The sequence below is a fragment of the Amycolatopsis sp. NPDC034160 genome (assembly GCF_055575355.1).
The window spans coordinates 290,933-305,208 of record NZ_JBVISU010000004.1 but is presented as its reverse complement, the minus strand read 5'-3'; the positions used below and the strand labels follow the sequence as shown (position 1 = coordinate 305,208).

14 protein-coding genes and 3 pseudogenes are annotated in these 14,276 nt (G+C 67.7%); 13 read left to right on the top strand and 4 right to left on the bottom strand.

Annotation, left to right across the window (positions count from 1 at the left end):
• Positions 1 to 16: 16 nt before the first annotated feature.
• Positions 17 to 403, bottom strand: coding sequence for a VOC family protein (locus ACZ54P_RS13090; RefSeq protein ID WP_465461727.1), 387 nt, complete (start codon positions 401 to 403; stop codon positions 17 to 19).
• 105 nt (positions 404 to 508) lie between these two features.
• Between ACZ54P_RS13090 and ACZ54P_RS13085 the strand changes: the two genes are divergently transcribed.
• Positions 509 to 1,486: an FG-GAP repeat domain-containing protein gene (locus ACZ54P_RS13085; protein WP_465461726.1), complete on the top strand. Its 978-nt coding sequence runs from the start codon at positions 509 to 511 to the stop codon at positions 1,484 to 1,486.
• Between the two features lie 60 nt (positions 1,487 to 1,546).
• Here the strand turns inward: ACZ54P_RS13085 and ACZ54P_RS13080 are convergent, their stop codons facing one another.
• Positions 1,547 to 2,455, bottom strand: coding sequence for a universal stress protein (locus ACZ54P_RS13080; protein ID WP_465461725.1), 909 nt, complete (start codon positions 2,453 to 2,455; stop codon positions 1,547 to 1,549).
• 460 nt (positions 2,456 to 2,915) lie between these two features.
• Between ACZ54P_RS13080 and ACZ54P_RS13075 the strand changes: the two genes are divergently transcribed.
• From ACZ54P_RS13075 to ACZ54P_RS13055, 5 genes and pseudogenes are all read left to right on the top strand, one after another.
• The gene (locus ACZ54P_RS13075; RefSeq protein WP_465461724.1) at positions 2,916 to 3,674 is read left to right on the top strand and encodes a calcium-binding protein; all 759 of its coding nucleotides are present in this window, start codon (positions 2,916 to 2,918) and stop codon (positions 3,672 to 3,674) included.
• A gap of 89 nt (positions 3,675 to 3,763) precedes the next feature.
• Positions 3,764 to 3,904, top strand: a pseudogene (locus tag ACZ54P_RS13070) (hypothetical protein); the annotation flags it as partial.
• Positions 3,905 to 3,971: 67 nt separating this feature from the next.
• Positions 3,972 to 4,097, top strand: coding sequence for a hypothetical protein (locus ACZ54P_RS13065; RefSeq protein ID WP_465461723.1), 126 nt, complete (start codon positions 3,972 to 3,974; stop codon positions 4,095 to 4,097).
• A gap of 80 nt (positions 4,098 to 4,177) precedes the next feature.
• Complete coding sequence (locus tag ACZ54P_RS13060; RefSeq protein ID WP_465461722.1) at positions 4,178 to 4,543, top strand: hypothetical protein; 366 nt, start codon at positions 4,178 to 4,180, stop codon at positions 4,541 to 4,543.
• Positions 4,544 to 4,552: 9 nt separating this feature from the next.
• On the top strand, positions 4,553 to 5,365 hold the full coding sequence (locus tag ACZ54P_RS13055) for a S1 family peptidase (protein WP_465461721.1): 813 nt from the start codon (positions 4,553 to 4,555) through the stop codon (positions 5,363 to 5,365).
• 130 nt (positions 5,366 to 5,495) lie between these two features.
• On the opposite strand, the gene ACZ54P_RS13050 is transcribed toward ACZ54P_RS13055, so the two are convergent.
• Positions 5,496 to 5,897 carry a sensor histidine kinase gene (locus ACZ54P_RS13050; protein ID WP_465461720.1) on the bottom strand — a complete coding sequence of 134 codons (402 nt, stop codon included), beginning with the start codon at positions 5,895 to 5,897 and terminating at the stop codon, positions 5,496 to 5,498.
• A 330-nt stretch (positions 5,898 to 6,227) separates the two neighbouring features.
• Between ACZ54P_RS13050 and ACZ54P_RS13045 the strand changes: the two genes are divergently transcribed.
• From ACZ54P_RS13045 to ACZ54P_RS13020, 6 genes and pseudogenes are all read left to right on the top strand, one after another.
• On the top strand, positions 6,228 to 6,359 hold the full coding sequence (locus tag ACZ54P_RS13045; protein WP_465461719.1) for a hypothetical protein: 132 nt from the start codon (positions 6,228 to 6,230) through the stop codon (positions 6,357 to 6,359).
• 112 nt (positions 6,360 to 6,471) lie between these two features.
• A complete protein-coding gene (locus ACZ54P_RS13040; RefSeq protein WP_465461718.1) occupies positions 6,472 to 6,843 on the top strand; it encodes a hypothetical protein in 372 nt (123 codons plus the stop codon).
• A 304-nt stretch (positions 6,844 to 7,147) separates the two neighbouring features.
• Complete coding sequence (locus ACZ54P_RS13035) at positions 7,148 to 7,522, top strand: YciI family protein (RefSeq protein WP_465461717.1); 375 nt, start codon at positions 7,148 to 7,150, stop codon at positions 7,520 to 7,522.
• Positions 7,519 to 8,752 (top strand): annotated as a pseudogene (locus ACZ54P_RS13030) (RNA polymerase sigma factor). The gene ACZ54P_RS13035 and the pseudogene ACZ54P_RS13030 overlap by 4 nt, the downstream one beginning before the upstream one ends.
• Positions 8,752 to 9,633, top strand: a complete 882-nt coding sequence (locus ACZ54P_RS13025) for a carboxymuconolactone decarboxylase family protein (protein WP_465461716.1) — start codon at positions 8,752 to 8,754, stop codon at positions 9,631 to 9,633. The pseudogene ACZ54P_RS13030 and the gene ACZ54P_RS13025 overlap by 1 nt, the downstream one beginning before the upstream one ends.
• Positions 9,634 to 9,771: 138 nt before the next feature.
• Positions 9,772 to 9,918 (top strand): annotated as a pseudogene (locus ACZ54P_RS13020) (HNH endonuclease); the annotation flags it as partial.
• Positions 9,919 to 10,175: 257 nt separating this feature from the next.
• Here the strand turns inward: ACZ54P_RS13020 and ACZ54P_RS13015 are convergent.
• Positions 10,176 to 12,485, bottom strand: coding sequence for a beta-L-arabinofuranosidase domain-containing protein (locus ACZ54P_RS13015; RefSeq protein WP_465461715.1), 2,310 nt, complete (start codon positions 12,483 to 12,485; stop codon positions 10,176 to 10,178).
• A 541-nt stretch (positions 12,486 to 13,026) separates the two neighbouring features.
• Between ACZ54P_RS13015 and ACZ54P_RS13010 the strand changes: the two genes are divergently transcribed.
• A partial coding sequence (locus ACZ54P_RS13010; protein WP_465461714.1) for a glycoside hydrolase family 27 protein occupies positions 13,027 to 14,276 on the top strand: 1,250 nt, incomplete at its 3' end.

The window sequence follows — 14,276 nt, the reverse complement described above, 5'->3', positions numbered from 1 at the left end:
CGGCTCCGGACGTTTCTCAGGCGCTACCGGATCCGTACGGCCTGGTGAGGATCTCCAGCACGTGACCGTCCGGGTCGTCGAAGTAGACGCCCCGGCCGCCGTCGTTGGTGTTGATCTCCCCCGCACCGAGGTGTCCCGGCCCCGCCCAGTACGGTAGACCTTTTTCGCGGATCCGCCCGAAGATCGTGTCGAACTCGTCCTCCTCGACCAGGAAAGCGTAGTGCTGCCTGGAGAACTCCTCGGTGCTGCGCATGACATCGAGCGAGACGCCGTTGCCGGTCTGGACCACCAGGAACGGGCCGAATTCGGCGGGCTCGGGCAGACCGAGGATCGAGACCAGGAAGTCCGCCGTGGCGGATCGGTCGGTGGCGTTGATGATGGTGTGATTCAGCTGCACTGTCATGAAAGCACCATGACACCTCGAGTCCGCTGGAGGTCAACACGCTCGCCCGTAACGTTTCGCGGCCCGTCACGACTTGAGTACTGGAGCCGACACGAAGGGGACGTGATGCGTGCTTTGGTGATGGCCGGTGTGGCCGGTCTGCTCATCCTGACTCTCGCCCCGCCGGCGGCTGCGTCCGGCGTCCCGGAACAGTGGTCGGCCGGACCGTTCACGGCGCAGGTCGCGGTCATGGCGGGGGACGTCGACGGCGACGGCAAGGACGACCTGGTCAGCTACAACACTTATCTGTACGGGTGCTACGTGCTGCGGTCGAGCGGTTCCGCCTTCGGGCCACAACAAAACTGGGGCGCCGGAAACTTCCTGAGCAGCGGTTTCAACGGTAACGCCAACTTCGTCGGCGACATGGACAACGACGGCCGCGCGGACGCCATCGCCGTCCGGCGGCCCACGGCCTCGACACCGCGCGGCATCTTCGTGGCGAGGTCGATCGTGGACCACTTCGGCGTGGAACGGTTCGGGACGCCCACCCAGTGGCTGAACAACACCATCGCCGGGGACTACGGGAATTTGGCCGCCGATCTGGACGGCGACGGGCACACCGACGTGCTCGGCCTGTTCGACGTGGCCACCCTGGCGGCGAGGTCGGACGGCACCGCGACCCTGCCGCTGGTCGCGTGGGCACCACCCATCCGCGGCGGGAAGGCGACCTTGGCGGCCGACGCGACCGGTGACGGCAAGGCCGACCTCATTCTTGTCGACGCGAGTGGCACGAGGGTGGTGGCCGGCACGGCGAACCGCTGGTTCGACGCTCCGGTGTCGTGGTCGGCGATTCCTTTCCACGGCAGCAAGAAGACCCTCACCGCGGACATCGACGCCGACGGAGACGCGGACCTCATCGCGGTCAACGAAAACGACGTGCGGGTGATGCGCTCCACCGGGTCGAGCTACTCCCCACCCGAGTCGTGGTACGCGGGTTCCTTCTTCGGCACGAAGGAGACCCTCACGGCCGACGTCGACGGAGACGGCGACGCGGACCTTGTCGCGGTGAACGACACCGACGTCTGGGTTCTGCGCTCGCAATGACGTACTCCGTCACCGTCGAACACGAAGCCGCAGTCACGCCACCGCCCTGACCGAGCGCGCTCATCGCGGGACGTCGGTGTGGACCACCAGCAGCGGGCAGGTCGCGTGGTAGACGAGGGCTTGGCTGGTCGAGCCGTGCAGCATGCCGGTGAACCCGCCGTCACCTCGGCAGCCGACGACCAGCAGCTGCGCGTTCTCGGCGTTCTTCAGCAGGCACCGCACCGGTCGGTCGCGGCTGACGACCTGGCGCACGGTCACGTCCGGGTATTTCTCTTGCCAGGCGGCGAGTTGTCCGGCGAGCGCGTCGCGTTCGCGGTTCTCCATCGCGGTCCAGTCGACGGCGAACTGGTGGGCGTAGGTGTGGGCGGCGACCGAGGCGAGCTCGGTCCAGGCGTGGACGGCGACGAGGTCCGCGCCGAGCGCGGAGGCTTGTTCGAAGGCCACCGCCAGCGCCGGTTCGCCGGCGGACGTGCCGTCGACCCCGACCACCACGGGCCCGGCCGAGGCGGGCACCTCATGGCCGGTCCAGCCGCGGATCACCGCGACCGGGCACTTCCCGCGCGCGGGAAGTGCGACCGCGGTCGACCCGATCAGGATGCCGCTGAATCCACCAAGACCTCGGGAACCGAGGACGACCAGACAGGCTTTGGCGGAGTCGGCCAGCAAGGCGGGCACCGCATCGGAGGTCCGCAGTTCCGTCTCGATCGGCAGAGCCGGATGGATCCGCAGCAGCGCGTCGCGCAGATCGTCGAGCACCTGCTTCCCCTCAGCCTGCAAAGCGGCGAGGAAACCGTGCGGCGCACCGAATCCGCCGTGGTGGGCGTAGGCGGCCACGTCGATGGCGCGCACCAGCCGCAACCGCACGTGCCTGCGGGTGGCCTCCGCCGCCGCCCAGTGCGCCGCGTGGGTGGCCGAGACCGACCCGTCGACACCGGCGACGACCGGTAGACCGGACATCATGTCGTTCATCGGGCAACTCCTGTTAGTCGTGGCGAGACCGTCTTCTTCACCGCGGTCATCACGCGTGTCGGTTCGGCACCGAGTCTCTTGGGTGATCCAGAGGTCTTCCCTGGCCGTCCAGGGGCCTGGGACGAGGAGAAAAGTCGAAGATCAGACGCGTGCGCACGAGTTGCTCTCGACACAGCGGACTCTACGCCTCCCAGCGCCATCCAACGCGATGAGGCGCCGGTCGCACCGGCGAGACGATGCACGCGCATTCGGGGTACTGCCGTATCGGTTTCCGTGACCGCCGGAGTAAGTTGCCTGTCGTACCCCCAGACCTCGGTGACGTGACATATCCGTGAAATCCCGGTTCACGATCACGAACCGAGGTTTTTTGTGCGAACGAGGCGAACGTCGACAGTTCGCACCACTCCATTCCGCCGGCGCGCCGCGCCCGCGCGAGTCATCGCTCATGGTGTTTCGGGAAATGAAGAAGATGAGATTTCAGCAGAATCCAGTCCGCCGGGGAATCGTCGCCATGCTGGCCGGAACCCTCGCGGTCCCGGTCTTGTGGGCTGCTGCCCCGCTGACCGCCCACGCCGCCGTCAACTGCGTCGTCAGCCCGGGCGTGACCCAGACCAGCACGGTCGTGACCGGAAGTCCCGGCAACGACACGATCGACTGCGGGGGCACGAACCCCGCCAAGACGATCAACGGCAACGGCGGTAACGACACCATCACCGGCTCGGACTTCGACGACACGGTCAACGGCGGCGACGGCAACGACACCATCACCGGCGGCACCGGGGCCGACACGCTCGCCGGCGGGCTGGACATCGACACCATCTCCGGCAGCGCGGGCAACGACACCCTCATCGGCGCCTCCAACGACGGCAGCCAGGACAGTCTCGACGGCGGCGACGGCATCGACACCTGCCAAGGACCCACGCCGGACCCCGACATCCACGCCAGCTGCGAGAACACGAGCACACCACCGACAACGGGACCAGGCTCGAGCACGGGAAACGCCACCGAACTGTGCAACGCCACCGGCGGCGTACTGACCCTCACCGTGAATCCGGTCGGCTACGTCTGCGTGTTCAACCCTCTCAACACGACCAACCGCCGCGTCCAGGAAGCCAACCGCATCTGCACCGGGGCGGGCGGAACCTTCGTGAGCCTGCTCCCATTGAGCTACACCTGCCTCCTACCCGCCGGGCCACGAGCCACCCACGTCACCATCTGACGGCCTTCGTCGCTCCCCAGCGGGCTTCACCGATCAGAAGTCCTCCACCGCGGCATCAGTTCTGGTAGCCCCCTCGCCGCGGTGGAAGGATTGACGACCATGACCGACGCCAGCCCGCTGGGCAGCGACGAAACCACGTTCATCGCGGCGGCCCGTTCAGGTGCTACGGCGCGCGGGCGTGGAACAAGCGGGAGTCGTTCAAGGGCAACTCCGCGCTGCGGACCTGGCTGTACCGGATCGCGACGAACGTTTGCCTGGACTTTTTGGAGAAGCGCACAGCCGGGGTACGGCTCCGAGATGTTGTACCTGCAGCCGTACCCCGGCCGGGCGCTCCCCGAGCACCCGCAGGAATCGGTGATGGCGCGGGAGACGATCGAGTTGGCGTTCATCGTCGCCGTCCAGCACCTGCCGCCGCGCGCGTGACGATGCGCGGGCGACTGCCCGGCCACCGCCTTGACTGGCGCGGCCCCGCCACCCACGAACTGTCGGATGACGAGCGCGGTGTGGTGAAGGCCTACATCGACGCCCATGAGCGCAACGATCTCGACGGGCTGATGTCCCTGCTGCGCGACGACCTGCGCTTCGCGATGCTGCCCGGGCAGGGCACCGTGCTCAGGACGGCCAAGGACGCGGTCGACGGCTGGGTTCTCCGGCGGGCTCTTCCAGCCCGGCCACGACGACTGGCGCGGTCTCGCCACGACCGTCAACCGCATGCCCGCCGGCGCACCATGGCTGGCCCTGCCTCCGACGCTGGTAGCGCAGGCGCTACCACCCGAGTCGGGGCGCCGCCACCGCGGATCGGCGGGCTGACCCGATGGTGCGAGACGCGGCGGACGGCGATGCTGGAAAAGACCGAAGCCACCGAATGAAGGAAGAGCATGTCGAGAGTGGATTACTTGCGCCGTAACATGATTCGTACCGCCAGTGTCGCGCTGGCCGTGGCGTTCTGCGCGGTCGCGGTACCCGGCGGCGCCGATGCCGTGGTGAACGGGAAGAACTCCACCGAGCGTTACGAGTTCATGGCCTCGATCCCGGAGGTCGTGCCCGAGATGAACAACGCCAAGGGTGTTTGCGGGGCGGTGCTGATCCACCCTCAGTGGGTGGTGACCGCGGCGCACTGCGTCGACCCGGAGAACAACCCGGCCAGGCCGGAGGGGACCGTGCGCATCGGCAGTGAGCGGCGGACCTCCGGCGGCACCGTCCGCGCGATCGATCGCATGGTGCGCCACCCCGGCTACCAGCCGGACTCGCCGAACAAGAACGACATCGCGCTGGTACGCCTGGACCGTCCGGTCTCCGAACAGCCGATCCGCATCGCCGTCCGTCCCGGTCGCCCCGGCACGCCGACCCGTTTGCTGGGCTTCGGCACCACCGTCGACACCGCCGACATCACCAAGGCGGTGTTCCCCGAACGGCTCCAGCAGCTCGACACCCGCCGCGGGGCGGAGTCCGAGTGCTCCCCTGGATACGCGGATTCGACCAGGCTGTGCACCATCAGCCGCAAGCGTGGCGCGATGGCGTGCATGGGCGACTCCGGCGGGCCGCAGGTCCAGCGCGGGAAGGGTGGCCGGTGGGAGCTGATCGGCGTCACCTCCGGTCCGGGCGACAACGACGTGCCCTGCGCCAACGGGCCTGGCCTCTACACCAGCGTGCCCGCCTACGCCGACTGGATCCGCCACACCATCCGCTGATGTGCCCGGTCCCGCCTTACCGGACTGTCCACAAGGGATGATGGTCGTTTCCCGCGAAGAAAAAGCCGCTAGGAAACGGAACGCAGCCGGATGCGGACGCACAAGCCCCCGCCGTCGGCGTCCGAGAGACCTACGGTGCCGCCGTCATCCGTGACGAGCTGTTGACGATCGCCAGCCCGCAGCCGGAGCCCGAGGGCCCGGTCGTACCCGAACCGCGCCAGAACCGGTCGAACGCCTGGAGCTGGCCGGCCTCGGGCAGACCGGGCCCTTCATCGGCCACCTCGATCAGCACGTGCTCGCCCTCCCTGGCGGTCCGGACGACGACCGCACCACCGGACGGCGAGAGCCCCACTGCATTGGCGAGCACGTTGTCCAGCACCTGTTCGAGGTTGCCGGGGCTGACCAGAACCTCCAGGTCCCCGTTCGCGTGGTCCGCGCGCAGGCGCACACCGCGTTCCGCGGCGACGGCGCGCCATACCTCGCAGCGGTCGTCGACGACGTCGGCCGCCCGGACACGTTCCGGCGTTCCCACGGCGCTCTTCGGCGATGCCGGAAAAGAACTAGCGTCGTAGGTTTCACGGGCCACGAGCACCTCGGCGATGTGCTCTTCGGCCCAAAGGAATACCGCGCGCCGCGGTTCGTGGCGCTCACGTTCTTCGCCTTGGGTGCTTTTATCCTTTTCGAGAGTGTCCGGGAATCGTCGGCGGAACCAGACCGGGGCAATCGGTGGTCGGCCTCGTCCTGACCGCGGTCTCCATCGTGACCATGTCCTTTCTCACCGCTGCGAAACGCCGGACCGGACTGGAGATGAAACTCGCGGCTCGTCGTCGCCGACGCGGCCGAAACGCGACTCTGCGTCTGGTTGAGCGTGACCACGCTCCTCGGCTTGGTGGCTTACGCGGTGCTCGGCTGGACCTGGCTGGACGCGGTGGCAGGACTGGTCATCGCGCTCTTCGCCGTCAACGAGGGCGTCGCGCCTGGTCCGGCGCGCTGACGTGTGAGACGTGATCACCCACTAAGAAGGTAAGATCAAGCGGCGCGTCCGTAGGCATCGGCGAACTCGTCTGAGGCGAGGCAGCCTGCCCCCTGATCCGGCGGGAGGTCCCGTGACAGTCGAACCCGCGTTCTCCGCCGAGGTGTTCCGGCGAGCCGCCGCGCGGCCGGATTGTTCACCTCGGCTCTCGCGGGCCGCCGACGCCGTCCGCGAGGGCAAGTTCACCTGGGAGGACGTCGCCGCGGGCACGTGCGACCACCCACTGGCGCTCGCGTTGTTCGCGCCGAAGGCGAAGGAGAAGGTCTGGCCCGCCCTGGCCGCCGTCGAAGCCGAACTCGCCGGTGAACAGGTGTCCGAAGCTCCCCCGCCGCCGCCTCGTCCCCGTCGGACCCCCGTCGCGGACGAGGACTTCAGCGAGGTCACCTATCTCGAAGACCTCGCCGAACCGCCCAGCCATCCCGCCTGGCCGCAGCGGCCTCGCTAGCTTCTCGGTTCACCCCTTCTCGTCGCCGGATCTCGGGTACCTTGGTCCGGTCGGCAGGGTGTGACACGGAGGGGCAGCGTCAGCCTCCCCGACGCGTCGAGCGGGATCGGCAGCGCCTCGAAAGAGTTGCGGGAGCTGTAGTCCAGTCTCAAAGGGCCTTCGGAGCGAATTCCGCGGGTATGGCGCTCGGCCAGAAGCGCAACCACCTCCTCGCCACGTTGATCAGCGGCGGTCGTCTGTCGAGATACGGTCAGGCTGTTCGTCATCCTCTTCGACAGTCCGAATCCGCTGCGCTGGAGGACAGATGCAATACATGCTGCTGGTCTACAACTGCGAGCGCCCCGAACCGGGGGATCCCGGCTTTCCCGAGGCGCTGGCCAGGGTGAACGCGTTCGCCGAAGAATGCCGCCGTCGCGGCGCGTTCGTCGCGGGCCATCCCCTGCGGGGTGAGCACACCGCCACCACGGTCAGCGTCCGCGAAGGCAAGACGCTGATCACCGACGGCCCGTTCCTCGAGACCCATGAACATCTCGGTGGGGCGTACATCCTCGACTGCCGCAACCTCGACGAAGCCCTCGAACTGGCCGCGCTGTGCCCGATGGCCGAAGAGGGCACCATCGAGGTCCGGCCGATCGCCGGGATACCGGACCTCGATCACCGGGCGGCCACCGGCCTATGACCTCCACCCGCGTCCTGCTGGAGGTCTACCGCGAGCACCGCGGCCGGATGCTCGCCGCCCTCGTCCGTGCGCTGGGCGATTTCGAACTCGCCGAAGACGCACTGCAGGACGCGTGCGCGCTCGCGCTGGACAAATGGGCGGGCACGGCACCTGACGATCCGGTCGCATGGCTGCTGACGGCGGCCCGCAACAGCGCCATCGACCGGATCCGCCGGATCCCGGCGCGGGCGGGAAAAGCTCGCGCTGCTGGGAGCACAGGAGGAGGTGATGACCATGGATCCCGGTGGCGACAGCCTTCTCGCTATCGGCAACGAGCGGCTCAGCCTCCTCTTCACCTGCTGCCATCCCGCTCTGGCCGAGGAAGCACGGGTCGCGCTGACCTTGCAGGCCGTGGCCGGGCTGACCGCCGGGCAGATCGCCCGCACCTTCCTGATCGGTGAAGCGACCCTGGCCCAACGACTGGTGCGGGCCAAACGCAAGATCCGTGACGCCGGGGTCGGCTTCGAGGTACCCGCCGACCATCTCCTGCCCGAGCGGCTCTCCGGCGTCCTCGCGGTGATCTACCTGATCTTCACCCAGGGCTACACCGCCGGCGGCGACCAGCCCGAATACCGCGAACTGCAGCAGGAGGCGATCCGGCTCGCCAGGCTGGTCGCCACCCTCATGCCCGACGAACCGGAAGCGCTGGGACTGGCGGCTTTGCTGCTCGTCCACGACTCACGCACCGCGGCCCGCTACAACCCCGCCGGGGACCTCGTCCTGCTCGAAGACCAGGATCGCTCACGCTGGGACAGCGCCGAAATCGCCGAAGCCGTCAGCCTGCTGGATCGCGCGCTGGGTTCCGGCACGGCGGGCCCCTACCAGCTGCAGGCCGCCATCGCGATCATGCACGCTCAGGCACCGACGCCCGCGCACACCGACTGGTCCGGCATCGCCGCCCTGTACGCCAGGCTGCTCGCTTCGACACCGTCCCCGGTGGTGGCGTTGAATCACGCTGTCGCGGTCGCCATGGCCACCGGCCCGGCCGAAGGACTGGCGCTCATGGACGAGATAAAGGGCCTCGACAGCTACCACTTGCTACACGCGGCCCGCGCCGACCTCCTGCGCCGCCTCGGCCGCGCCGAAGACGCGGCCACGGCATACCGGCGCGCGCACGACCTCGCCGCCAACCCCGCTGACCGGCGCTATCTCGCCTGCCGGCTGCACGCACTCGAAACTCCGGAGTCCTGATGAGACTGTCCATTCTCGACAACAACCACCGACGTCGCGCGAAGGTGTTCTTCGCCCTCACCTCCAAAATGTCGAGCGTGGCCAGTTCGGACATCGTGAAGATGCTGCTGTATCGCCCCGGCTTTCTCACCAGACCACTGCTCGACCTGACAGCCGAGGCGATGCGCGGGCCGTCGTATTGGACCGCGGGGGAACGCGAATTCCTCGCCATGAGCACGGCACAGCTGCACGAATGCCCGTTCTGCGTCGTCACCCACGCCGAGCTGACCCGGATCGCCGGCACCGGTGAGATCGATCCGGACGACCCCGCCTCCGCGCGACCCGAACTCCTCACCGTCCGCGCCTTCCTCGAATCGGTCACCCTCGACCCCGACCACCTCGAAGCCGCCACGACGACCGGCATCCCCGAGCACGCCGTCCTCGAAGCGCTGCGCGTGAACCTGGTGTGGAACATCGTCAACCGCCTGGCCAACGCGTTCGGGTTCACCCTCCGCGAGGGCCAGTTGCAGAGCGGAACCCGCTCGCTGCACCGGTTCGGCTATCGCTTCCCCGGCTTTCTGCTCGCCGACGGCCGCCCAGCCGACCACGGCGACGTCGTCCAGAACCTGCGGCACTCGGTGCTGAGGGCACCCGCCACGACCAGCCCCGCTCGCCGAACCGCCGCCGCGGCCGGGGACGCCCTCCCCGAGCCTTTGCAGTCCTACGCGAAGAAGGTTCGCGACACTTCCTTCAAGATCACTGAAACAGACTTCGCCGCACTCGCAGAGGCCGGCCACAGCGAAGACGAAGCCTTCGAGATCACCGTCGCCGCCGCGGTCGGAGCGGCCCTGCGCAGCTTCGACGCCGGCCACCACGCTCTCGGCGGTGGTCCGTCCCGGTGAACCGTTGAGGGGTAAGGCGAACATGGCGCGTGGTGGCCGATTCGTACCCTGACCGTAAAAGACTTCCGTCCGGTAATCGACAGTGGGGCTCGGTAGATCATGGAGGGTGCGGGGCACTTACCACTTCTGGAGCGGCCTCTGCTGCGCGGTGTTCATCACCGACTGATTCACCACGGGGATTGGGAAGTCCGACTGGCGGCCAACGGGCTCCCGGAGTCCACACCGCCCCAGTACCTGGACCCGCTACGAAAACCCAGACGCAACATCCTCCACCGCGCCGCTTGACCCCCGCATCACCCGAGGAACCCGCCAGCCACACCGGCGACGAGCCCCTCGCCATGCCTGGAGACCGCACTGGGGCACCGGCATGGGACCGGCCTAGACGATCCACACACGCAGCGTTTCCGGAAACACACCCACCATCGGACCGATGGCGTGCATTGCGGCATAGGTTCCCAACGCGACCTCGGGAACCACAGGCCTCGGCCACCAGAGACCTTTGACTTACCGCTCAACGGAACCGCGCGGGGCCACGCTCGCCGTCAGTTGTCGCGCACGATTCGCCATCGGTTGTCGGCGGTGCCGTTATCGGCCTCCTGGACGGCGAAGGCGCCCACGCTGGCGGAATTGTTCTCGATGCCGAGCAGCTTGCCGCTGTGCACGTTGCGGATCTTGTACGTCCCGTCCCCTTGGTCGAGCAGCGTCCACCGGTGGTCGGCGGTGCCGTTGTCCGCCCACTGCAGGACCTCCGCGTTGTCCACTGTGGACATGTCGCGGACACCTAGTACCTTGCCGCTGTTGGCGTTGCGGAAGCGGACGGCGTCTCCCTCCGTGATGATCTCCCAGTCGTGGTCCGCGGTGCCCGAGTCGGGCCACTGCAGCGCACGGCCGCCGTCGGCCGTGGACATGTCCTGGATGCCCAGCACGAGGCCACTGCCCACGTTCACGAGGCGAGCAGTGCCGCCGACGTTCCAGTAGACGGTGTAGTTGTGGCCGTGGGCGTCGTGGAACGGACCCAGGTCGACGGTGGATCCGTTCGCGGTGGCGGTGAAGGCCAGCGAGCTGCCATTGGTCCGGGTGATCGAGGAAGTGTTCAGTGACGGCAGTGCGCTGAGTGCGGTGTTCCCGTAGTTCCCGGACAGGACCGTCGGGCCGTAGGTGATCGCGGCGACGTTCGGATCGTCGTTGGTCGGGCGCGTGATGACGCGCATCGGCAGGCGAAGGGTGACTGCGTCGCCGGGGTTCCACGAGCGGGTCAAGGTGGCGTAGCTGCCCGGCGTGGTGGTGATGTTCTGGGCCGTGCCATTGACACTGATGGTGGCCCCGCTCGTCCAGCCGGGGACGCGGAGGCGCATCGACCACGTCCCGCCGACGTTGCCGGTGACCCGCAAGGTCGTGGTGTCGCCGACCGGGTACGACGTGGTCTGCGTGACGGTGATCCCCCGCTGCGCCCAGTTGAGCACGGAGGGCAGGAACATGTTCACGATCAGCGTGGAGCCACTGGAGAAGTAGATGGAGTCCATCAGGGCCGTGTGCATCTCCAGGCCCGTGCCCTGACAACACCAGAACGAGTCGTAGTCGGTGCTCCATGTGCCGCCGCCCCACGCCGGCCCCACACCACGACGGCCACCCGGGTTCAGCGGAGTGAAGTAGGTGACGTGTCCATGGGGGTCCGCCGGGTTCTGCTGGCCGATCATCTGGTTCAGCCACGCCCGCTCGTAGTAGTCGAACAGCTCGGCCCGGCCGGGATCCAGCGCGAACAGTTCCCGGGTGAGTTTCAGCATGTTGTAAGTGTTGCAGCTTTCGCAGGTGTCCTTGCTCAGGTAGCCGGCGATGGCGTTGGGCGGCCGGAAATGCTCGGCTTGGCTGTTGCCGCCGATGGCGTAGGTGTGCGCGTCGACGCAGATCCCCCAGGCGTTTCCGGCGATGTCGCGGTAGCGAGGGGTACCGGTGGCCTTGTACTCCCGCGCGGCACCGATCCATTTGGGTACCTGCGTGTTGGCGTGGATCCCGTTGAGCTGGTCCTGGCCGGCCGCCAGCGGGGTGAACACCGCGGCGTGGTCGAAGCGCTGGGCGACGGCGAGCCAGCGCGAGTCGCCGGTCTGCTGGTACAGATCCGCCAGCACGGCGTTCATGCCGCCGAACTCCGTCGCCAACATCGCCTGCATCTGCTGTCCGGTCAACCGGCCGGTGCGCTGGTCGACCCACCCCGCCAGCCGCAACAGAACGTCACGGGCCTGAGTACTTCCCAGGTAGCGCCACACATCCAGCAAACCGGCCAGGGTCTTGTGGATGCAGTAGTACGGTACGTTGCCGTTGGTCAGGGTCCGCGCTTCCAAGGCATTGAAGTCCGCCTCCGCAAAGCCTGACAGATACCCGCCGCGGAACCCGGCCACGCCGTTGTTCGCTTGGCATTTGGCCAATTCCGCCACCATGTACACGGCCTTGTCACGGCAGACGGCGTCCCCGGTCACCGCGTACACCTGCGCCCACGCCGAGAGGAAATGTCCCTGCATATGGCTGCGGAACGGGAAATCCGGCGCGTCCCAGCCGCCAGTGGGAGCGGCACCCTTGGTGGGCAGCCGGTGGTTGGCCCGAAAGTTGTACAGCAACCGGTCTACGTCGACGAACCGCAGATAGTTCACGGTGCGGTTCTGGTTGTCCAGCCACCGGCTCGCGCTCAGCCGCACCTGGCCGAGCGGGAAGGGATACGCGGACACCCCGAGGTCCGGCCTGACCGGGGGCACCGCCGCATGCGCGAGCGAGCCGCCGAAGTAGTCCCCCACGACAGAGGCGACCGTCGCGGCTCCCGTCGCTTGCAGAAGCCGCCGCCGGCTGAAAGAGGAAGACATCCTTGTGTCCCTTTCCCTGGAGAACGACGCGCCGAAATCAGTACATTGTGGACATAGCTCCGCCTTACCCGGCGCCACCGTGAAGTCGTTGCCACAGCGGTATTGTTAGCGCTAACATACCTATCCGTTCGCCTGGCAGGCATGGATGAGACCGGTGCTGCGAGTCGACAGAGCAAGGGCGGTACTCGGCAGAGCTAGCACGAGCGTGGCCGATAACACCGCCACAGTCAAGGCGCCGTACAGGTTTCGCTCCTCGGCCCCGGCCGTGAACCCGACGCATTGCGCTCTCCGCGGCGAATCCCGTACGATATGGAGCTGATCGAACCGGTTTCGGCACTCTTCCGGGAGTCCTCATGGTTCACCGGCGAATCGCCACTGGATCGCTCGCCACTCCGTTCACTCTCGGTGCGTTCTTCACCGTGCCCGCATTTCGGGGCCACTAGTCCTTTCTCCCGCCGATGTCCCGGTCTCTCCCCACACGAAATCCTGCTGATCAGCCGAGTGTCCACAATGGATCACACTGACCACCGAAGGAGCAACGATGCTCACTCAAGCACGCCGGCGACTGGTCGCCGTGGTGGCGATCGCGGCCGCGGCGCTGGCCTTGGTGACGGGCGCGTCGGATCGGCGGGTGGCCGACGCGGCACCGGGCAGTCCCGCGGTCACTCCTCCGTTGGGCTGGAACAGTTGGAACAGTTTCGGCTGCGGCGGTGTCAACGAGACGGTGATCCGCCAGGCGGCGGACGCGATGGTCTCTTCGGGGATGCGGGACGCGGGATACCGCTACGTGGTGGTCGACGACTGCTGGTTCGACCCGCAGCGTGACACCCAGGGAAATCTGCGTGCCCACCCGACGAAGTTCCCCAGTGGTATGAAGGCCTTGGGTGACTACATCCACGACCGGGGCCTGAAGTTCGGGATCTACCAGGTGCCGACCGAGCGCACCTGTGCTCAGCGCGGCGGCGCGTACCCGGGCTCCACCGGCAGCATGGGGCATGAAGCGCAAGACGCGCGCACGTTCGCTTCCTGGGGCGTGGACTACCTGAAGTACGACTGGTGTTCCCCCGACGGCAGCCGGGACGAACAGGTCGCCCGGTTCACGATCATGCGGGACGCGGTGCGTGCCACCGGACGGCCGATCGTGTACAGCATCAACCCGAACAGTTATCACGCCCCCACCGGTGACAAGTACAACTGGGGCGAGATCGCGGATCTGTGGCGCACCACCGAGGATCTGCTGGACATCTGGCAGAACGGCAACACCAACAGTTACCCCATGGGCGTCGGCAACGTCGTCGACATCACCGCTCCCCTGGCCTCGCAGGCGGGCCCCGGCCACTGGAACGACCCGGACATGCTGGTGGTCGGGCGGCCCGGCCTGACGCTCACCGAGTCCCGGTCGCATTTCGCGCTCTGGGCCTTGATGGCCGCGCCGTTGATGGCGGGCAACGACATCCGGACCATGTCCGCCGACGTCAGCGCGATCCTGCGCAGCCAGCGGCTGCTCGCGGTGAACCAGGACAAACTCGGCGCGGGCGGACGCCGGGTACGCGACGACGGCGCCACGGAGATCTTCGCCAAAGCACTGTCGGACGGTTCGGTCGCGGTCGGCCTCTTCAATCGCGGCGAGGCGACCACCACCGTCACCACCACGTCGGCGCAGATCGGGTTGTCCGGCGGGTCGTTCACGCTGACCGATCTGTGGACCGGTGCCACGTCCGGCAGCGGCGGGCAGATTTCCGCCGTCGTCCCGGCGCACGGCGTGGCGGTGTACCGGGTCGAGGGCGGTAC

What these genes read in the sequence shown, in the direction of transcription:
- ACZ54P_RS13015 (WP_465461715.1), bottom strand. Translation starts at nt 12,485, where the DNA reads ATGTCTTCCTCTTTCAGCCGGCGGCGGCTTCTGCAAGCGACGGGAGCC.
- ACZ54P_RS13025 (WP_465461716.1), top strand. Translation starts at nt 8,752, where the DNA reads ATGAGACTGTCCATTCTCGACAACAACCACCGACGTCGCGCGAAGGTG.
- ACZ54P_RS13035 (WP_465461717.1), top strand. Translation starts at nt 7,148, where the DNA reads ATGCAATACATGCTGCTGGTCTACAACTGCGAGCGCCCCGAACCGGGG.
- ACZ54P_RS13085 (WP_465461726.1), top strand. Translation starts at nt 509, where the DNA reads ATGCGTGCTTTGGTGATGGCCGGTGTGGCCGGTCTGCTCATCCTGACT.
- ACZ54P_RS13075 (WP_465461724.1), top strand. Translation starts at nt 2,916, where the DNA reads ATGAAGAAGATGAGATTTCAGCAGAATCCAGTCCGCCGGGGAATCGTC.
- ACZ54P_RS13080 (WP_465461725.1), bottom strand. Translation starts at nt 2,455, where the DNA reads ATGAACGACATGATGTCCGGTCTACCGGTCGTCGCCGGTGTCGACGGG.
- ACZ54P_RS13065 (WP_465461723.1), top strand. Translation starts at nt 3,972, where the DNA reads ATGTTGTACCTGCAGCCGTACCCCGGCCGGGCGCTCCCCGAGCACCCG.
- ACZ54P_RS13055 (WP_465461721.1), top strand. Translation starts at nt 4,553, where the DNA reads ATGTCGAGAGTGGATTACTTGCGCCGTAACATGATTCGTACCGCCAGT.
- ACZ54P_RS13090 (WP_465461727.1), bottom strand. Translation starts at nt 403, where the DNA reads ATGACAGTGCAGCTGAATCACACCATCATCAACGCCACCGACCGATCC.